25 protein-coding genes are annotated in these 18,505 nt (G+C 63.6%); 15 read left to right on the top strand and 10 right to left on the bottom strand.

Features of this window, described 5'->3' with window-relative positions:
• Positions 1-33 precede the first annotated feature (33 nt).
• Positions 34-1,707: an arginine--tRNA ligase gene (gene argS, locus DVO78_RS12020; RefSeq protein ID WP_120005131.1), complete on the bottom strand. Its 1,674-nt coding sequence runs from the start codon at positions 1,705-1,707 to the stop codon at positions 34-36.
• A 43-nt stretch (positions 1,708-1,750) separates the two neighbouring features.
• Positions 1,751-3,052 (bottom strand): aspartate aminotransferase family protein, encoded by a 1,302-nt coding sequence (locus DVO78_RS12015; protein WP_120005130.1) that lies wholly within the window; start codon positions 3,050-3,052, stop codon positions 1,751-1,753.
• Between the two features lie 179 nt (positions 3,053-3,231).
• Here DVO78_RS12015 and DVO78_RS12010 point away from each other — a divergent pair, with 179 nt between their 5' ends.
• Positions 3,232-3,513, top strand: a complete 282-nt coding sequence (locus DVO78_RS12010) for a hypothetical protein (protein WP_120005129.1) — start codon at positions 3,232-3,234, stop codon at positions 3,511-3,513.
• Between the two features lie 4 nt (positions 3,514-3,517).
• Positions 3,518-3,910, top strand: coding sequence for a PIN domain-containing protein (locus tag DVO78_RS12005; protein WP_120005128.1), 393 nt, complete (start codon positions 3,518-3,520; stop codon positions 3,908-3,910).
• Between the two features lie 180 nt (positions 3,911-4,090).
• Here the strand turns inward: DVO78_RS12005 and DVO78_RS12000 are convergent, their stop codons facing one another.
• Positions 4,091-4,459: a winged helix-turn-helix transcriptional regulator gene (locus tag DVO78_RS12000; protein WP_238385275.1), complete on the bottom strand. Its 369-nt coding sequence runs from the start codon at positions 4,457-4,459 to the stop codon at positions 4,091-4,093.
• A 93-nt stretch (positions 4,460-4,552) separates the two neighbouring features.
• Here DVO78_RS12000 and DVO78_RS11995 point away from each other — a divergent pair, with 93 nt between their 5' ends.
• The 3 genes from DVO78_RS11995 to DVO78_RS11985 all read left to right on the top strand — a co-directional run bounded on the left by DVO78_RS11995 (position 4,553) and on the right by DVO78_RS11985 (position 6,492).
• The gene (locus DVO78_RS11995; RefSeq protein ID WP_120005127.1) at positions 4,553-5,431 is read left to right on the top strand and encodes an NAD(P)-dependent oxidoreductase; all 879 of its coding nucleotides are present in this window, start codon (positions 4,553-4,555) and stop codon (positions 5,429-5,431) included.
• Positions 5,432-5,521: 90 nt separating this feature from the next.
• Positions 5,522-6,004, top strand: coding sequence for a DinB family protein (locus DVO78_RS11990; RefSeq protein WP_120005126.1), 483 nt, complete (start codon positions 5,522-5,524; stop codon positions 6,002-6,004).
• Between the two features lie 74 nt (positions 6,005-6,078).
• Positions 6,079-6,492 carry a VOC family protein gene (locus DVO78_RS11985; RefSeq protein ID WP_120005125.1) on the top strand — a complete coding sequence of 138 codons (414 nt, stop codon included), beginning with the start codon at positions 6,079-6,081 and terminating at the stop codon, positions 6,490-6,492.
• A gap of 9 nt (positions 6,493-6,501) precedes the next feature.
• Here the strand turns inward: DVO78_RS11985 and DVO78_RS11980 are convergent, their stop codons facing one another.
• The 5 genes from DVO78_RS11980 to soxR form a co-directional block, all read right to left on the bottom strand.
• Positions 6,502-7,206: a class I SAM-dependent methyltransferase gene (locus DVO78_RS11980; protein ID WP_120005124.1), complete on the bottom strand. Its 705-nt coding sequence runs from the start codon at positions 7,204-7,206 to the stop codon at positions 6,502-6,504.
• A gap of 47 nt (positions 7,207-7,253) precedes the next feature.
• On the bottom strand, positions 7,254-7,730 hold the full coding sequence (locus DVO78_RS11975) for a DUF4260 domain-containing protein (protein WP_238385274.1): 477 nt from the start codon (positions 7,728-7,730) through the stop codon (positions 7,254-7,256).
• Positions 7,731-7,816: 86 nt separating this feature from the next.
• Complete coding sequence (locus DVO78_RS11970; RefSeq protein ID WP_120005123.1) at positions 7,817-8,389, bottom strand: TetR/AcrR family transcriptional regulator; 573 nt, start codon at positions 8,387-8,389, stop codon at positions 7,817-7,819.
• Entirely contained in the window at positions 8,386-8,775 is a 390-nt protein-coding gene (locus tag DVO78_RS11965; RefSeq protein WP_120005122.1) for a DUF4267 domain-containing protein, read from the bottom strand. The genes DVO78_RS11970 and DVO78_RS11965 overlap by 4 nt, the downstream gene beginning before the upstream one ends.
• Positions 8,776-8,830: 55 nt before the next feature.
• Positions 8,831-9,280 (bottom strand): redox-sensitive transcriptional activator SoxR, encoded by a 450-nt coding sequence (soxR, locus tag DVO78_RS11960; RefSeq protein WP_120005121.1) that lies wholly within the window; start codon positions 9,278-9,280, stop codon positions 8,831-8,833.
• Positions 9,281-9,364: 84 nt separating this feature from the next.
• On the opposite strand from soxR, the gene DVO78_RS11955 reads away from it, so the two are divergent.
• Both DVO78_RS11955 and DVO78_RS11950 read left to right on the top strand, forming a co-directional pair.
• Positions 9,365-10,372, top strand: a complete 1,008-nt coding sequence (locus tag DVO78_RS11955) for an NADP-dependent oxidoreductase (RefSeq protein WP_238385273.1) — start codon at positions 9,365-9,367, stop codon at positions 10,370-10,372.
• Positions 10,369-11,727 carry an MFS transporter gene (locus tag DVO78_RS11950; protein ID WP_120005120.1) on the top strand — a complete coding sequence of 453 codons (1,359 nt, stop codon included), beginning with the start codon at positions 10,369-10,371 and terminating at the stop codon, positions 11,725-11,727. The genes DVO78_RS11955 and DVO78_RS11950 overlap by 4 nt, the downstream gene beginning before the upstream one ends.
• Positions 11,728-11,779: 52 nt before the next feature.
• Here the strand turns inward: DVO78_RS11950 and DVO78_RS11945 are convergent, their stop codons facing one another.
• Entirely contained in the window at positions 11,780-12,187 is a 408-nt protein-coding gene (locus DVO78_RS11945) for a VOC family protein (protein WP_120005119.1), read from the bottom strand.
• Between the two features lie 75 nt (positions 12,188-12,262).
• Between DVO78_RS11945 and DVO78_RS11940 the strand changes: the two genes are divergently transcribed.
• Complete coding sequence (locus DVO78_RS11940; RefSeq protein WP_120005370.1) at positions 12,263-12,838, top strand: TetR/AcrR family transcriptional regulator; 576 nt, start codon at positions 12,263-12,265, stop codon at positions 12,836-12,838.
• A gap of 349 nt (positions 12,839-13,187) precedes the next feature.
• Positions 13,188-14,471, top strand: coding sequence for an MFS transporter (locus DVO78_RS11935; RefSeq protein ID WP_120005118.1), 1,284 nt, complete (start codon positions 13,188-13,190; stop codon positions 14,469-14,471).
• A 76-nt stretch (positions 14,472-14,547) separates the two neighbouring features.
• Here the strand turns inward: DVO78_RS11935 and DVO78_RS11930 are convergent, their stop codons facing one another.
• On the bottom strand, positions 14,548-15,048 hold the full coding sequence (locus tag DVO78_RS11930) for a winged helix-turn-helix transcriptional regulator (RefSeq protein WP_238385272.1): 501 nt from the start codon (positions 15,046-15,048) through the stop codon (positions 14,548-14,550).
• Positions 15,049-15,159: 111 nt separating this feature from the next.
• On the opposite strand from DVO78_RS11930, the gene DVO78_RS17585 reads away from it, so the two are divergent.
• The 6 genes from DVO78_RS17585 to DVO78_RS11900 all read left to right on the top strand — a co-directional run bounded on the left by DVO78_RS17585 (position 15,160) and on the right by DVO78_RS11900 (position 18,495).
• A complete protein-coding gene (locus DVO78_RS17585; protein WP_157984018.1) occupies positions 15,160-15,480 on the top strand; it encodes a hypothetical protein in 321 nt (106 codons plus the stop codon).
• A gap of 5 nt (positions 15,481-15,485) precedes the next feature.
• Complete coding sequence (locus DVO78_RS11925; RefSeq protein ID WP_157984017.1) at positions 15,486-16,106, top strand: dihydrofolate reductase family protein; 621 nt, start codon at positions 15,486-15,488, stop codon at positions 16,104-16,106.
• On the top strand, positions 16,103-16,678 hold the full coding sequence (locus tag DVO78_RS11920) for a dihydrofolate reductase family protein (RefSeq protein ID WP_120005115.1): 576 nt from the start codon (positions 16,103-16,105) through the stop codon (positions 16,676-16,678). The genes DVO78_RS11925 and DVO78_RS11920 overlap by 4 nt, the downstream gene beginning before the upstream one ends.
• Before the next feature lie 141 nt (positions 16,679-16,819).
• Complete coding sequence (locus tag DVO78_RS17785) at positions 16,820-17,629, top strand: ArsR/SmtB family transcription factor (RefSeq protein WP_202912181.1); 810 nt, start codon at positions 16,820-16,822, stop codon at positions 17,627-17,629.
• A gap of 4 nt (positions 17,630-17,633) precedes the next feature.
• On the top strand, positions 17,634-18,023 hold the full coding sequence (locus DVO78_RS11905; RefSeq protein ID WP_120005114.1) for a VOC family protein: 390 nt from the start codon (positions 17,634-17,636) through the stop codon (positions 18,021-18,023).
• A 124-nt stretch (positions 18,024-18,147) separates the two neighbouring features.
• Complete coding sequence (locus DVO78_RS11900; RefSeq protein WP_120005113.1) at positions 18,148-18,495, top strand: ArsR/SmtB family transcription factor; 348 nt, start codon at positions 18,148-18,150, stop codon at positions 18,493-18,495.
• Positions 18,496-18,505: the final 10 nt, after the last annotated feature.

The following is an 18,505-nucleotide window of genomic DNA, read 5'->3' as shown; positions in this document are numbered from 1 at the left end:
TGCTCGCTCTCTGGCGTAGGCGGTGTCACGCGATCACATCTTTTCCGGTGCGGAGACGCCCAGCAGGGCCAGTCCGTTGCGCAGCACCTGCACGGCGGCGTCGTTGAGCCACAGACGGGTGCGGTGCAGATCAGTGACGGGTTCCATGGTGCCGTCCTCGTGGACACTGGGCGCGATCCGGCACTTGGCGTACCAGGCGTGATAGGCCGAGGCGAGGTCTTCTAGGTAGCGAGCCACCCGGTGCGGCTCGCGAAGCTCTGCAGCACGGGCGACCGTGTTGGGGAACGTGGCGAGGTGGGCCAGCAGCTCCTCCTCGCGGGCATGGGTAAGCAGGGCGGCGTCGAACCCTCCTCCGTCCGGTCCTGTGCGGTCCACTCCTTGGGCCTCGGCGTTGCGGGCGGCGTTGCAGGCCCGGGCGTGGGCGTACTGGACGTAGAAGACCGGGTTGTCATTGGTCTTGGACTGCAGTACTTCCGGGTCAACATCCAGCGGAGAGTCGGCTGGGGAACGGGCCAGGGTATAGCGCAGGGCGTCAGTGCCGAGCCATTCGATGAGGTCCTCGAGCAGGATGACGTTGCCGGCACGTTTGGACAGTCGCGCGCCTTTGACACTGATCAGCTGGCCAATGAGTACCTCGATGTTCTTCTCAGGGTCGTCTCCGGCACAGGCGGCGATGGCCTTGAGCCGGCCGATATAGCCGTGGTGGTCGGCGCCGAGCAGGTAGATCTTCGCCTCGAAGCCACGCTCGCGCTTGGACAGGTAGTAGGCGGCGTCGGCGGCGAAATAGGTGGGCTCCCCGTCAGCCTTGATGAGCACTCTGTCCTTGTCGTCACCGAAGTCGGTGGTGCGCAAGAACACGGCCCCGTCACGATCCTCGATATGCCCCTGTTCACGGAGGGTGGCGATGGCAGCGTCGATCTTGCCCTCCTCGTGAAGGGCGCGCTCGGAGAAGTAGACATCGAACTCGATGTGAAAGGCGGCGAGCGTCTGCTGGATCTGGGCCAGCTGCGCCCGGTAGGCCAGTTCCCGGACGACCGACAACGTCTCTTCACTCGGCTGCTTCCGGAGCTCGGGACGCTGGGCAGCCATCTGTCGGGCGAGGTCGTTAATGTACTCTCCGGGATAGCCGCCTTCGGGGGTCGGCTCGCCATTCAGGGCGGCGACGACTGAGTCAGCGAACTTGTTCATCTGATTGCCGGCGTCGTTGATGTAGTACTCGGTGGTCACGCTGGCCCCCGAGGCACGCAGCAGCCGGCCGATAGCGTCACCGAGGGCTGCCATACGGGTGTGGCCCATATGCAACGGGCCGGTGGGATTGGCCGAGACGAATTCAAGGTTGATGGTGTGTCCGGCCAGCGCCTGGTTGTGGCCGTAGCTGTCCCCGGCCTCGACGATGGTCCGGGCAAGCTGACCGGCGGCCGCGGCGTCGATCGTGATGTTGATAAACCCGGGTCCGGCGATCTCCACTGCTTCGACGCCCTGGTGCTCGGTGAGCCGGGCGGCGATGACCTCTGCCAGCTGCCGCGGATTCGTCTTGGCCTGCTTGGCCAGCTGCAGAGCGATATTGGTGGCCCAGTCTCCGTGCTCGCGGCTCTTGGGCCGCTCCACTCGCACCTCATCAGGGATGGCGTCGAGGGCGATCTCGCCGGCGTCGACCGCCTCGGCGAGAGTGGTTTTCACAGCGGAGGAGAGTTCTTCTGGAGTCACCCGGACAGTCTACCCACGGCACTGCACCGGAGAGCTCAGCACCTCACCCAACGACGGCGGTGATCGAGTCCCGGAGGATGTCGATGCCTTGGGCGAGTTCGGCCTCGCTGATGGTCAGCGGCGGTGCGATGCGGAAGACCCCGCCCATCCCCGGAATCTGCACGATGTTGATATGGAGCCCGCGCTGCAGGCTCTCGCGGGTGATGGAGGCGACAAGATCGTCCACAGTTCCCTGCTCGGGTGCTCCCAGCTCCAGCCCCTGCAGCAGGCCGCGGCCGCGCACATCGACCACCACCTCCATGGTGTCCTGCAGGTCGCGCAGACCCTGGGCGAGCTGATTGCCGAGCTTGACCGCCTGCTCCACGAGTCCCTCACGTTCGACGACCTCGAGCACTGTGCTGCCCACGCTGGCGGCCAGCGGATCGTTGAGATGAGTGGTGTAGAAGAGGAAGCCGCGTTCGGCGATGCGTTCCTCGATCTCGGCGGAGGTGACGACCGCGGCAACGGGGAGTCCCGCCCCGAGGGTTTTGGAGAGGGTGATGATGTCCGGCACCACGCCGTCGCGCTCGAAGGCGTACATGGTGCCGGTGCGCCCCACTCCGGTCTGGGCCTCATCGAGGATCAGCAGCCCGCCGCGGGCTTCGCAGTGCTCCTTGAGCCTGGCGAGGTAGCCCTCGGGCAGCTCGATGATGCCTCCGGAGGAGAGGATCGGTTCGACCAGCACGGCTGCGAGCGCCCTGGTGGACTGCTTGTCGATCAGCGAGAATCCGTAGTCGAGCTCGGTGGCCCAGTCGTGGCTGCCGTCGGTGTTCCGGAAGGGTGAGACGCCGGGGTGCGGGGTGGGCAGTGCGTAGCTTCCCGGCATCCAGGGTCCGTAGCCCCGGCGGCCTGCGGACATGGTGGCTGAGGCCGCCCCGTAGGTCATGCCGTGCCAGGAGCGGTCGAAGGTGATGACCTCATAGCCGCCGGTGTACATCTTGGCCATTTTGAGCGCGGCCTCATTGGATTCCGCTCCGGTGGTCAGCAGCAGGGTCTTGGTCAGCGGATCGGGCATGGTGGAGGCGAGCTTTTCGGCGAAGTCCACCACGGGCCGGCTCAGCATTCCGGAGAACAGATGATCCAGTGTCGTCACCGATGAACTGACCGCATCGACGATGGCAGGGTGCCCGTGTCCGAGGACGGCGCTCATCTGACCTGAGGTGAAATCCAGGATCGCTTTGCCGGTCTGGTCGTAGACATAGGATCCTTCAGCCCGCTCGATGACTGCCGGACTGAACGGTCCTCCGTAGTCCACCACATGCCGGGAGGCTCGTGTCCAGAAGTCTTCGGAGTTCGGCTGTGACATAAAGGCTCCTGCCTCTGGAATGTAGAGGTGCTGATGTGCCTCTATCCTCTCCGAACCGTGTAAGCGCCACAAGCAAGCAGCTTCGCCGCGGCGAACCTGGTCGGTGGGCCCAGCCCGCTCTCGATGCAGCTGAGCTATTCGACCTATCCGATGTCTGACACAGGTAGTGCATTAATAGTATGAAGACTTTCACCAAGCGAGATCTCAATCAGAAGACCGCTGAGGTCTTGAATGCCCTGGAGCTGGGCGAGGACTTGATCATCATCACTGAGCGTGGTGAGGAGAAGTATGAGATCCGGCGCCGGGAACCCTCCCTTGATCCGCTGGAGCGGCTTCGCCGGTCTGGGATGCTCATCCCGCCGTCGGATAACCCTCCGCCCATGCCACCCATCGACTACGACCGACCACGCAACCCTGAACGCGTCGATCGCCTCATCGACGAGATGAAGGGCGACCACTGAGGCAATGTGGTTTATCGACTCATCAGCCGCTCTGCACACAGTTGTTCCGGACGGAGACATCCACGCAGAAGAATGGTTTCAACACGCGATTGGGAACAAAGAAACACTACTTGCGTCCACGCTTCTGAGACTGGAGTTCACCCGAGTGCTGCGGCGGGACCGCCAACCTCTCGATGAGGGAGACTGGCTTTTGGACAGGACTGCCTTCATCCGCCTCGATGACCGAGTCCTGCGTTATGCCGCGAGCATCGAACCGCATATCCGTTCGCTGGACGCCATTCATCTGGCAACAGCGGTGCTCTCGGAGACGAATCCAACAGTGGTCACCCACGACAGCACCATGAAAGCAGCCGCCGAGCATCTCGGCCTGAGGACTTACGACCCGATGCAGGCGTAGTGTCAGCAACGATTAACAAGGGGTGGAGATGAACCGACAGTACAGTGACGGATCGGCAGGGGATGCCGACTACGGCCGGATCGGGACCGGCTACCGGAACTACCGGCAGTCTGAGCCAGCTTTCGAGGCCGCCATCGCTCAGGCGCTGGGTGAGGCGGAGACCGAGCATCCCGGTTCGCGTCAGACAGCCGCCTGGGTATCCAGCCGCTCGCGCTCGATGCGGTCCAGGCCCCACTCCCCCAGCGCCCCGAGCGCGGCGTTGAGGCTGCGGCCGTGCTCGGTCAGCGAGTACTCCACCCGGGGCGGAACCTCCGCGTAGACCTCGCGGTGCACCAGCCCGTCATGCTCCATCTCCCGCAGGTGCTGGGTGAGCATCTTCTCGCTGACCCCGGGAAGCCCGCGGCGCAGCTGGGCGAACCGCCGCACCCCGTGAGCCTCCAACTCCCAGAGGATGAGACCTTTCCACTTTCCGCTGACCACATCCATGGCTGCGTCGATACCGCAGATATACGGCCCACGGCGCAGATTCTTCGACAGAGCTACCGGCACAGGCCCTCCTTCTTCCATGACTTACGAATTGGGAAGTACCCCAGTAAATAGTGGGTACTTCCCAAAGTCTAGGTGCCCACAGAGCATGGAGCCATGACAACTTTCTCTCTCACCCTGCTCGGCCTCGGCGCGATGGGCCAGGCCCTGGCCGACACTGCACTCGACGCCGGACACTCACTCACCGTCTGGAACCGCACATCAGGCAAAGCCGGCGAACTCACCGGACGAGGCGCAACCGAGGCCGGGTCGGTCCGCGAGGCGATGACCGCCTCCGAGGTCATCGTCGTCTGCCTCTACGACCACGCCTCGGTCCAGGCGGTGCTGGACGCCGAGGCTGAGACCCTACGCGGACGCACCCTGATCAACCTGACCACCACCACACCGGAGGAGGCACGCGAGCACGCTGCCTGGTCAGAGCAGCGCGGCATCACGTATTTGGACGGCGCCATCATGGCCACCCCGTCAATGATCGGCTCCCCCGACTCCGTCATCCTCTACAGCGGCTCCCAGAATGCTTTCGACACCCACCGGGAGCTTCTGGACGCCTGGGCCACCAGCACCTACGACGGCGACGACGCCGGTCTCGCCTCGCTCTGGGATCTGGCCATGCTCTCCGGCATGTATTCGATGTTCGCAGGCTTCCTCCACGGTGTGGCCATGCTGCAATCGGTCGCCATCCCGGCAAGCAGCTACGCCCAACGCGCCGCTCCGTTCCTGGCCGCCATGACCGAACTGTTAGGACACTCCACCGAACACCTGGACACCGGCGACTACAGCCAACCGCTGCAGAGTCTGGAATGGACGACGACGCTGCTGGAGACAATTAACCGGGCCAGCCGCGAACAGGGCATCACCGCCGCACCGGTGGAGACGGTCCAGCGGCTCATCCAGCAACAGATCGACGCCGGGCACGGGGTGGAGGACTTCGACCGGATCATCGAATCCATGCGCGCAGCGACACAGGTACAGTGAATGTTAACGCCGAGCGCGATCCGTTAAAGCGCAGCTCTTGGCATCAGCACGATAAGTTCACCGGCACTACATTGAGAATGGCGCATCACTGTGGATCATGTGGAGTACGACGAGAAGTACACCGAGCAGTTTGTTCTGCTCGCTTACCTCAACCGTGTCCGAGGCTCCGTGATCCGCACTGCGGAAGGGGTGAGCGAAGAGGATCTACGGCGTCCGCAGGTCCCTTCCGGCACGAGTCTTCTAGGGATCGTCCACCATCTCACAGGCGTGGAGCACCATTGGTTCCAGCGCGTGTTTCTCGGCGAGACGATCGAGGCTGATAAGTCAATGATCGTGCCGGACGATATCGCGGCTGCTGACGTGGTTGAGGCCTACCAACGCGCGTGCCAACGGAGTGACGAGATCGTTCACGCCACGGCCGACCTCTCTGTCCGGGCGGCCATACCGAACCCCGGTGAGGACGCGCGAGACTCTCTTCGGGTGATCCTCGCCCATATGGTTGAGGAGACGGCTCGGCATGCTGGCCACGCGGACATTCTTCGCGAGCAGATTGATGGGACAACTGGACTCTGACCAGATGCTCCTCCCACGCCTCACAGGAAGATGCTGCTCGCATCGGAGACGGCTGGCGGAACTACACTGAGGATATGGAACAGCGCATCTCTCTGGTCACTCTCGCTGTCGCTGATGTCGCGCGCTCAAAGAGGTTCTATGTCGATGGTCTCGGCTGGCAGCCTGAGCTGGAGGCCCCGGGTGTGGTCATGATCAAAGCCGGCCAGCATCTGCTCTTCTCGCTTTGGGACGCCGCAGAGTTCGAAGAGGAGGTCGGCCCGATCGCCCAGGGCCCCGGAGTGGCTCCGCTGACCCTCGCCCATAACGTCGGCTCAAGAAGCGAGGTCGATGCCGTACTCCAGACGGCTCGTATGGCCGGTGCCGAGCCTGTCTCAGGGGCAGTTGACCGCAGTTGGGGCGGCTACAGCGGCTATTTCGGGGATCCGGACGGGTACCGCTGGGAGATCGCCTGGGCACCTCGCCAGGTCAACGCCATCGTCGTCCCCTAAACGTGCCGGTCAGACAGCACGCGCGATGTGACGCATGCCGAAGCCGTCAAAAACCTGTTCGGACTTCTCGATCCGGAATCCGCTGCGTTCAAGCATGGGTTCCAGCAACCAGGCGAACGTCGAGTACTCATCACTGATATGTTCGGCAAGTTCCGCGCGACTCCATTCCTCGCCAACAGTGTCGCCGCCGGCAGCGCACCATTGCTCGAATCGCTCGGTTGCCTCGGCAGGGTCAAAGTCGTAGACAACGTCCCAGAGTCTGAGGATGCCGCCTGGTTTCATCATCGAACGGATTCGTGCCAGAGCGATTGCTTTCCATGCGTCGGGAAGATGATGCAAAGCGTACCGGGAATACACAATGTCGGCTGGACGACGGGCATGGTCGTAGGTGAGGAAACCGCCGTGCACTGTGTCGATGTTGTTCAAACCCCCAGCAGCAATCTTCTCCCGGAGACAGGCCAGCATCGGCGGCGAGGGATCAATCGCGACGACGTGCTCAACAACCGACGCAGCGGCAACAGCGAATTGCCCGGTGCCTGAGCCGAATTCGAGAACGAGTGAGGACGAGTCAAGACCCAAGGAACGGAGCAGTTCGACTTCGCTCGTGGCTTCCGCATCCTCTTTGTCATCGTATCGAGCAACATGTGCGGAATCGAGGTTCTCGCGACCGACGAAAGCTGTTTCATCCAGCATCCAGTCAGGTCTCTTACGCATGTAGTCACTCTAGTACTGGGCCTAGGTTTCTGCTGATTGACCGTGCGTTATCTCTGGTCAGGAACTCTTCTTTGCTGCGGGGCAAGAGGTGAATCTGCGTCCTCCGGAATCTGTGGCTGCTTCCCGATGATGCCCAGGTGCGTGTGCTTGAACGGGCCGAGCTTCAGCCCGTAGCCCAGGGCGCGGTCGACGGCGACGTGGAACACCCAGCAGGCGGCCAGCAGCACCAGCCACGAAGCCTCGGCATCACGCCACTGCAGCACTGCCCACACGGCGATCAGCGCAGCCGGAACCGTATAGTTGTGTACCAGGTTGTAGCAGAGCGCTCCCGCACGCTGACTGATCAGATAGCCCAGGGCTGAGAGGTCAAAGACGAGAAACGCTGCCAGCAGCACCCACCACGGCTGCCCCAGGGCGATAACGACCAGAACGACGCCGAGGGCAATCGCTGTATTTTCGGCGCGCTGCCAGATAAGCGCCTGACGATGCGGCGTCTGTGATGTCGCTGATCCTTCTGCGGACAAAGCCGGCCTCTTCTCATGAGCTGTTCGAGCACTCTCACGCTATCCGCCCTGCGCCCGGCGCGAATCCTCCGGAAGGATGATTCAGGTCAGTCCCCGCGGATCATCGAGGAGATGCGTCGGATCTGATGGTCCAGGTGATGCTCCGGGATCCGGCCAGCGGAATGCAGGCTGGTCAGTCCGTGGCAGGTGGCCCAGAAGAGCTCGGTCAGAGCCGCGACGTCGTCGTCATCTGAGAAATTGGCCTCACGGGCGACAGCATCGGCCAGCACCTCGAATGAATCCCGCAGCTCAGCCGGGGTATCGGACTGCGCGAAAGGAAGCTCAGTCGGCCGAGTGAACATGGCCTCATACAGCGCTGGGTTGCGTGTGCCGAAGTCCAGATAGGCCCGGCAGAGGCTCTCCAGCGCCGGTCGCCCAGCCTCTGCGATATCGCGCACCAGAGCAGCCAGCTCGGCGAAGCCCTGTACGGTCACCGCACGGATCAGCTGCTCGCGGCTGCCGAAATGCTGGTAGATCACCGGTTGACTGTGGTCGATCTCCTGGGCCAGCCGCCGAGTGGTGACCGCCGGCCAACCTTCCTCCTCGGCGATCTTCCGGGCGAGTGCGAGGATCTGCTGCTCTCGAGCCCGGTACCTGCGCTGGCGTGGCGAATCCGTCACGAGGAGCCCCCTGATGAGACAGCCAGGAGCAGCCCGGCTCCCACCAGCATCAGTGCCGCCGTGCTGCCGTGAATCCCCCAGGCCGCACTCGGCCTCCCCTTGGCACTGAGCACGATGGCGGCATCGCCGACGGGGATCAGCGTGAATGCCAGCACGCACCAGCCGATCACCGCTGACGAGGCGGTCACCAGCAGGACGGCGGCCACAACCCCGGTGACAGCGTCCCGGACACCTTTGACTCGAAGCCAGGGCGTTGCCTGATCCTCCGGCAGCGCGGTGAAGCCAAAACTCGCCACCATGGCGCGCGGAATGGTCAGGTAGCACAGCCCGACGATGAAAATGGCCGCCCCGGCGGCAGCCGCAATGATGAGTCCCGCAGTCTCCACGGCTATCTCCTATCGACGATAGAAAATCTATCACTGATAGGACTTGCTGGCCATGTCACGGGAACCGGCGGGGCCCTTGGCCGCCTGCGCCCAGCGCATCATCGGGATTGGAGTAGGGGCAGGACTTCAGGGAGAGGCAGCCGCAGCCGATGCAGTCGGAAAACCGGTCGCGCAGCCCAGTCAGGTACTCGATCCTCTCAGTCAGCTCGTCATGCCATTGGCGCGAGATACGAGCCCAGTCCTTTGTGGTCGGCAGACCTTCACGTGGCAGCTGATCCAAAGCTTCTTTGACCCTGTCCAGGGAGACTCCGACCCTCTGCGCCGCACGGATGAAGGCCAGCACACGCAGCGTGTCGCGGCGGTACTCACGCCGGTTCCCAGCGGTGCGCCGGCTGCTGATCAGCCCCAGGCTCTCGTAGTAGTGAAGCGTGGAGACGGCCACACCTGCTCGTTCGGCCACCTCTCCGGGTTTGAGCCAACTTCGCCCTTCTGGAATCTGCGGCATCGATTCCCTCCTTGACGTCAAGTCCACTTGATGTAGTCAACTCTATATGAAGTTCGCTTGATGAAAGACGAAAGGATCCTGATCATGACTCTCCCCACCATGCGTGCCGCCGTCGCTGAGTCCTTCGGAGGGCCTGATGTTCTGCAGGTGCGCAAGATCGCCATGCCGGCGATCGCCCCGGACGAGGTGCTGGTGCGCGTGGCCTATGTTGGCCTCCAGCCGGCAGACGCTGCAGCCCGCGCCGGCTGGCAACCGCCTGGAGTCGCTGTTGAGCCGCCCCTGATCCCTGGCAATGAATTCTCCGGCACAGTGACAGCAACCGGCCGGTTGGCGACAGGTTTCGAGATCGGGGATGCGGTACTCGGCTTCCGAGTCTTCGGCTGCTCGGCAGAGTACGTGACGGTGCCAGCCTCCCAGGTGATCCGCAAGCCGGCCGCGCTGCCGTGGGACGCGGCAGGGGTGCTGTCCGCCTCCGGACAGACAGCGCATACCGCGCTGGAGACACTGGGTATCACCGCAGGTGAGACCGTGATCGTCCACGGCGCAGCCGGAGGCGTGGGAACGATTTTCGTTCAGCTGTCCCTCCTGGCAGGTGCGACGGTAATCGGGACAGCCGGTGCTGAGAACCAGGACTACCTGCGATGGCTGGGTGCAGTCGCCGTGGAGTACGGACCCGGCGAGCTCGGTCGCCTCCGCGCTGCCGTCAGAAAGCATTCAAGCTCGGAAAGCGCTGACGCCGTGCTCGACGCGGCTGGCCGCGGCAGTCTGCGCGCCGCCGTTGAGCTGACCCCGAATCGGTTCCGCATCGGAAGCATCGCGGAACCTCCCCTCGCCGATGAGCTGGGATGCCTCTTCATTCGCAGCCAACGTTCCTCGGAACGTCTCCGCGAACTGGCAGAGCTGGCCGCCAACGGGTATCTCAACGTGACGATCCGCAGGCGATACCGCCTGGAGGAGGTCGCAGCGGCGCACCGTGAGATCGAAACCGGGCACGGCAGGGGAAAGGCGGTCCTGGAGATTCACCAGCCGCAGGAGACCACCGAGTGGGGTGCCACCGGGCAGGATCTCGAATACATCGGCATCGAACTGTGAGCCTGGAGGAAGAGGCTCCGGCGGCCAAACTCTGGACATCTGCCTCATGGCCCTTCATCCTCAGCACGCTGCTGCTGATGACGCTCATCGCCTTCGAGTTCTTCGCCGTCACCACAGTGCTGCCTGTGGTGGCCGCCGATCTCGGCGGCACTGCATGGTACTCGCTGGCTGCTGCGGCCACAGTCTCCACAGGCCTGATCGGAATGATCGTCGGGGGAAATTGGGCAGACCGCAGCGGCACCAGCCGCCCGCTGACTGTAGGTGGCGCCCTGTTCCTGGGCGGTGTGGCGCTCTGCACGCTGGCGCCCTCCATGGCGGCGTTCATCCTGGGCCGGCTTCTCCAAGGCATCGGCGGCGGGGTCAACTCGGTGGTGCTGTATGTGCTCATCGCCCAGCTGGTCCCCGACGATGCCCGCCCGAAGATGTTCGGGCTGCTCTCCGCAGCCTGGGTACTGCCGTCCATGCTGGGACCTGTTGCCGCCGGCGCCCTGGCGGACCTGAGCTCTTGGCGGATGGTTTTCGCCATGGTCTTCGCCGGCTCCTTGGCAGCATTGTCGACGCTGCTCTGGCAGAGTCGACAAAGTCCAGCCGTTCAACGCTCAGGGACCGCGGTCTTCGGCCGCCGCGGACTGCTGGCCGTGCTGGCCTCGGCCACGCTGGTCATGGTGCATGTGGGCGGACAGCAGGAGCCCTGGCTTGCAGCCGTCGTGGTACCTGCCGGCGTGCTGATCCTCGCCTTGGCCGCGCTGAGGCTGCTGCCGGCCGGAACCTTCCGGATGCGCCTGGGGGTGCCGCGCTTCATCGGTCTCCGGGCGCTGCTGGGGGCGGTCGGCACCGCTTCGGAGGTCTATCTGGTTCTCTATATGCAGCAGCACCGGGACATTGCCCCGAGCATAGCCGGATTGGTGATTGCCGTGGCCGCCGGCGGCTGGGCAGTCGGCGCATGGCTCCAGAGCCGGAAGCCCGGTGAACCGGGATACGACCGCAGGATCATCGCAGCGGGCTGCCTAATGGTCCTTGCCGGTCCGGTGGTCAATCTTCTCTATGTGTGGCATGTGGCGCCGATGCCTGCGGTGTTCCTCGCCAGCGTGGCCACAGGGGCCGGCTTCGGCCTCGCATACCCGAGGCTCACCACCGCCACACTCCGTTCGGCTGCTCCGGAGCAACGGGGCACCGCCAGCTCATCGCTCCAGGCCGGGGAGAATATGGCAACGTCGGCCTTTCTGGCACTGACCGGCATCGTGCTGACACTCAACCTGACCTCTCCATGGTTTGGTGGACTGTACGTCATCATGGTGTGCCTGGCGACCCTCACCGCGGCAGCGGCCTTCGGGCTCAAGGCTTCGCATCGATGACAGGAGCAGTTCCGCATGGCAGCGGCGCCGAAGGCTGAGGCTGACCTCAGAGCTACTCGTCAAGGTAAGCATCTGCGTACTCAGCAGTGGGCTCAATGGGCTGAATCACGTCGATGAGCACATTATCCGGGCCTTCAAGGATGAAGTGCCGCTGTCCGAAATCCTCGCTGCGCAGTGAAAGCACGGGCCGGAGCCCCCGCTCGGTCACGAGCCGGCGATGGACCTCGTCCACGTCCTCCACTTCCAGATTCAGTATGACTCCCTGCGGGAGAGCGCGGCGGGGTTCCGGAACAGTCTCATGGTCATAGGCCAGTATGGCCAGTTCGAAGGCATCCAGCCGCAGACTCACGTACCAGGATGAGACGTACGTGGCGTCAAAGCCAAGGTGATCTCGGTAGAAGGCCGCGGCTGCCGGCACATCACGAGACATGAGGACGGGGTAGAAGCTAGTAGTGTTCATATGGGATCCCTTTACGTACGATGTGTATGTAACAACCCAAGAATACATACTATGTGTACGTAAAGGAAGATGCTGATGCCTCGCGCCAGCGCCGCAGCTGCCGCCCAGACTGCCAAGGACATCTTGACCGCGGCCTCCGACCTGTTCTCCACCCACGGCTTCGCCGCTGTCTCGATTGACCACATCGCTCGTCAGGCGGGTGTCACTCGTGGGGCGGTATATCACCATTACGGCAGCAAGCTCGGCCTCTTCAGTGCGACGGCAGAACAACTACAGGCCAAGGTTGCCCACACAGTGGTCACCGAGGCAGAAGCCGCAGGACATGACGCTGTAGCTCAGCTCAGGGCGGGGTGCCACGCTTTTCTGGAGACCATCACCTCCGAGTCCGCAGCACGCATTCTTCTCGCAGAGGCACCAGCTGTCCTGGGCTGGTCACAGTGGCGCCAGATGGATGCCGAGAACTCCGTGGTTCACCTGCGAGAGGCGCTCAAGAACGCCGGGACTCCGCGGCACCTGCTGGAGGCAGCCACGGCACAGCTGTCTGGAGCGATGAACGAAGCCGCCCTCTGGATAGTCGAGAGCAGCGGCGCACACCACCGTGATGCCGCCCATCAGACGCTGGACCTGCTGATCGACGCCGCTCTCTCCTGATGCCAAGCCGAAACCCACAGGACATTCGCGCTCACTACCGAGAAGCGACCTCCGAAGACGTCAAGGGATCATCACTGCGGGAACAGCTCCAGCAGCTCAGGCGGTCAGAAGGCCAGCTTCTGAATGGCCGAGGCTGATGAGCTGAGGACCGAATACCACAGTGTCGGCTCAGCGAACCTGGATCATCTTTGTTCTTGTTTCTGAGCAAGAACTATCCCCACCCTGAAAGCCCATAGCGGTGCCGCCCTGCTGGCCTCCCTTAGCGCATCGGGCACATGCTCCGCTTGCAGTCCCTCTGGCAGTAAGCTGGGGCCAACGGCACAGGGCGGAAGTGAGGTACAACCCCACGATGCGGCAGGAACGGGACTCACCATCCCCTCAGGAGCCGCTTCGCCGTCCTGGCTTCGCACAGTTCTGGTCGGGCAGTACGCTGACCTTCTTTGCCGCCTCCATGACCACCGTGGCGGTGGATGCCCTGGTGATCAATGAACTCGGCGCCTCGGAGGCGGAGGTCGGGCTCATCCGCGCGGTGCAGTTCCTGCCCTATCTTCTGGTCGGGCTCATCGCTGGCGCCCTGGTCGACCGGTGGCGGAAGAAGCCGGTGCTGGTCCTGAGCGCTCTGGGCAGCGGCGTCGTGCTGGCGGCGATTCCCTCCCTGTGGTGGGCCGGAAGCCTGTCTCTGGCCGCGGTGGCTGTGGTGCTGTTTCTGGCCGGCGTCTTCGGTGTCTTCACTGCGTCGGCTCAGCAGTCCGCTCTTCCCGCCCTGGTGGCACGCAGTGAACTGGTCCCGGCCAATGCGCGGCTGGGGCAGTCGATGACAGTGGCTCAGACCTCGGGTCCGCCGCTTGGTGGCGCGCTGGTCAGTCTGCTGGGTGCTGCGCTAAGCCTGGGCGCCGGCGCCCTGGGACACCTGCTGTCTGCACTGCTCTACGCTCGGATGAAAGTCCCCGAACCGGACTTCTCAGAGGCTGCACCATCGCATGCGGGTCGACCGAGCATCTGGCGGGACATCCGCGTGGGAATGGGCTTCCTCTACCGGCATCGCACACTCACACCACTGGCTGTTTCCACACATATCTGGTTCGTGGCCAATAGTGCGGCGGTGACCGTCTTCGCGCTGTTCGCACTGCGGCATCTGGGTGTCAGCCCGTTTCTTTATGGAGTCACGCTGGCACTGGCTGGGATCTCGGGACTGCTCGGCGCGCTGATTGCCCCGCAGATCGGCCGACGCCTGGGTGAGGGCAATGCTGTCATTCTGGCCAGACTGCTCTATCCGATCTCCTGGGCGCTGGTGGCCCTGGCTCCGCAGGATCCGGTCTGGGGCTTGGTGATGCTGGGGCTGGCGCAGTCGCTCTACGGGTTCTGTATGGGGTTTGAGGATCCCAATGAGATGGGCTACTGCCAATCCGTCACTCCCCGGCATCTGCTGGGCCGGATGCATGCCACCATGCGTTCGGCCAACCGCACCTGCGCCGTGATCGGCGCGCTGCTCGGCGGCCTATTGGCCGGAGTGATCGGGTATCACTGGACGCTGTGGACGATCGTGAGCGTATTCACCGCAGCAGCACTGGTCATCGGACTCTCTCCGATGAGAGGCGCCCGCACCTCCGATGCAGAAGACCCGCAAGATTGACTCCACTTGCGATCTTCTCGGGATTCCTGGGGGACGGCATCGCCAAGTCTGCGCTGATCACGCTGACCGCCGAGGCTCACACCTGGGCAGCCGCCGCATCCTGATAGGCCCACTCCAGCCTGTCAAGCACCGACCCCGCACCCTGAGGCGGTGCCCCGAGGTGCATCACGCGCAGCTCGTCCATGAAGTCTGCCCACAGCTGCGGCCCGCCTTCCTCCAGGATCTTGGCCCGGATGCTCAGCTCCCGGCTGACCGGCAGAAACTTCCGCCCCCAGGTGCCCAGCTGGACCAGCACCGGCACCAGCTGGATGGCCTGCTCGGTGAGGCTGTAGAGCTGGCGCTGCTTATGTGCGGGATCCGGTGCCTTGGTGACCAGTCCATTGGCGGTGAGCCTTTTGAGCCGGTCACCGAGGATATTGGAGGCGATGCCCTCCTCCGACTCATTCAGCAGCTGACGGTAGTGCCTGCGATTGCCGAACATGATGTCGCGGATGATGATCAACGACCAGCTGTCCCCCAGGACTTCCAAGGAGAGGTTGATGGGACAGCCTGAGCGGTGCTGATTCGGCTCAGTCACTGGGCTCCTTTCGAAAACTCCGACATTGACTGCTTGCATTCTACATCCAGTTGTGGTGCGATGGTTCTACCAGTTGCAGAGTGCAATCGGATAACTGATAGGAGGAACTTCATGGCAACCCCCACCCACCTTCTCGTCCACCGCTACACCCCCGGCACCGGGCCACAGGAGGGCACACCAGAGCTGGACGCTGAGATGAAGGTCTGGGCCCAGATTGATGCCGATCTGCGGAAGGCCGGACAGCTGGTCGAAGGATGGGCGCTGAACACCGCAACCGCCACCCTGGGGGCTGCGGAGTCGAATTCCGGCACGCACGTGACCTTCGCAGTACATGCCGTCGCAGTGGAGTCCGACGACGACGCCGAGCAGGTCGCAGCCCACATGCCGCACCTCAGCTACGGCTCCACCACCATCCACCCGCTGATGGACTGAACCACATGATCACCACTACCAGCACCACACGATCGCCGCAGGTCTTCGCCTTCATCTTCTGCTCCCTGGACGGCTTCGTGGAGGACGCGGAGCAGCGCTTGGACTGGAACACTGACGATCCCGAGCTCTTCGTCTGGAAGACCCGCCAGGCCCGGCAGTCTCCACACGTCGGCACCCTTCTGCTGGGGCGGCGCACCTACGATCATTTCGCGGAGTTCTGGCCCTCTCCCGAGGCTCACCAGCACTATCCGGAGATCGCGGCCTTCATGCATGAGGTGCCCAAAACCGTCGTGACCAGCCAACCGAATACGCTGCCGCCTTGGCGCGGGGCTGAGCCTGCCGACGGCACCGATCTGCCTGCTGTGGTGGCGAAGCTGCGCGAGCAGTACGAGGGCGATATCGCCGTCTTCGGCAGCTCCACACTGGCCGCCCAGCTGTTGGAGCAGGGGCTCCTGGATGAGCTGCGCATTCTGATCAGCCCGGTGGTATTGGGAAGCGGGACCGGGCTGTTCCAGGGACTCAGCTCACGGGTGCATCTCACCCCGGGGCCGACCACGACCTTCCCCTCGGGCAACGTACTGCTCACCTATACGTCGGAGTCGCCAGATGAGGAGACTGTCTCATGACCACGCTTCTCTACTCCGTGACCGCCTCAGCGGACGGCTATATCGCCGGGCGAGGAGGTGATATGTCCTGGCTGCTGGAGTTCTTGGGCGAAGAGCCGAACCCCATCTTTGAACTGGTCGGCCAGCGCACCACAGCACTGCTGGTCGGCCGCACCACCTTCGACGGTGACGATCCCCATGCTGGCGACCCTGAGAAGGAAGGTGCCTTCGAGGGTCAGTGGGAGGGGCCGCAGGTGCTGCTCACGCATCGTCCTGTGGACTCGCCTCCAGCCAACCTGCTGGTCCGCCATACGTTTGATGAGGCAGTGTCGACGGCGCGAGGTGCCGCAGGCGCAGACGGTCTGGTCAATATCATCGGAGCCGATATCGCCCGCCAATGCTTGGCGGCTGACCTATTGGATCAGGTCATCATCTCGACTGTGCCGATTCTGCTGGGCGCCGGCACACCCCTGCTCAGCGGAAGCATCGGTTCCTACGGCCTGGAGCTGACAGACGAGTCGCCCAGCAGGAGCCCGCGCGGGGCCCACACCCGCCACTACCGCGTCCTGCGACGCGGGCCCAAAGGGTCATAAACACGAGCGAGCCGCGGGTGGGTGTAATGCATATCACAGGCATATATCGGTCCAATCGTCCGGTGGGCGGGTGCGTGCCCTCCCAGCTGCGCCTCTCCCCTCCCCTTGACATGCAAGTATTCACTTGCCTATCGTCGAGCTGTGGGTGATGTATACAAGGCGCTGGCCGATGCGACTCGGCGAACCATCCTCGACGAACTCCTTGAGCGGGACCGGCAGACCCTGTTTGAACTGTGCGGCCGCCTGGCGTCGAGGCACGGCCTCACCTCCTCCCGTCAGGCCGTCTCCCAGCACTTGGAGGTACTGGAGGCGGCCGGACTGGTGATCGCAGCGAAGGAGGGACGGTACAAGTTTCACTCCATCAGCACCGCCCCGTTGCGCGAGATCACCGACCGTTGGCCATATCGAAAGAAAGCAGGAACCCCGATGTCCGATCCAAGGGCCTATGGAACTTTGCAGAGCATCGACGGCCGGCCGGCACTGCGTTTCGAGCTGGGGCTCGACTATCCCATCGAGCGAGTATGGCAGGCAGTCAGCGTGCCCGCTGAGCTGGCGCAGTTCTTTCCCGGTGCCGCAGACTGGACACCCGCCACTGGCGAAACCATCGACGCCGGCGGTATGTCCGTGGAGGTCACGCAGGTTGATGCACCGCATCGGCTGGCCTGGGTCTTCGCCGGCCAGCCGCAGAGCTTTGAACTGACTGAGGAAGGTGACGGGTGCCGGCTGGTCTTCACCCATCTCATCGACGACCTTCCTGCCGCGCAGACCGCGACCGGCTGGGAGACCTACCTGTCCCGACTCGAACCTCACCTCGCGGGCAGGCCACTTTCTGAAGAGCGCGCACACCGGCCGTGGGCAGAGATTCACGAACTCTACGCCGAGCGCTTCGGCGTAGACCCGGAGCCGGGACGCTTGTGGGCGGCCAAGCATCTTCCCGACCAGGCGGTCTGAGGTCATGCGAGTCTCCCTCACCAGTGTTTTCGTTGACAACCAGGAAGCCGCACTGACGTTCTATACCGAAACACTCGGGTTGGTGACCAAGGTCGACGAGCCAGTCGGTGAGCACCGATGGATCACCGTCGTCTCACCCGAGGATCCAGACGGCGTGGAACTGCTGCTTGAACCTGCAGCCCATCCGGCGGTGCCGCCCTTCCGGGAGGCGCTGGCGGCCGATGGGATACCGGTGGCCCAGTTCTCGGTGGACAACGTCCAGGCCGAGTACCACCGCCTGGGCTCCCTCGGCGTGAAGTTCACCCAGAGGCCGACTGACATGGGTGCTGTGATGACAGCGGTGTTCGACGACACCTGCGGAAACCTCATCCAGATCATCGCCCCCGCCCAGTAAGTCCTGCGGCAGCGTCACCACTCCCCGTTCAGCAGGGTCCCTAACACTCCCCGTGGCAGGTGACTGAGAGCCACTGGCACCCAAGTATTGACCGCGGTTTCGTCGTACCCTAATATGAAACCAAATGGTTGTATATCAAGCTCCGCAGATGGACCTCAGCAACGACGAGGTGGACCGGATCTTCCGAGCCCTCGCCGATGCCACACGCCGCGACATCGTCCGCCGCACACTCACTGAAGAGGCCTCGATCTCAGACCTGGCGCACCGCTACGACATGTCGTTCGCAGCAGTGCAGAAGCACATCACCGTTCTGGAAGGAGCCGGGCTCGTGACCAAGCACCGCAAAGGCCGCGAGCGCCGCATCCGAGGCAACCCTGAGGCCCTCCGCACAGCACAGACCCTTCTGAACGCCTACGAACGGATCTGGCAGGGCCGTATCGACCGGCTCGACGCCGTGCTTGCCGACAACTGACCCGCATCCA

The organism is Nesterenkonia muleiensis (genome assembly GCF_003600155.1).
Taxonomy (GTDB): Bacteria; Actinomycetota; Actinomycetes; order Actinomycetales; family Micrococcaceae; genus Nesterenkonia; species Nesterenkonia muleiensis.
This window is presented reverse-complemented; position numbering and strand designations above follow the sequence as displayed.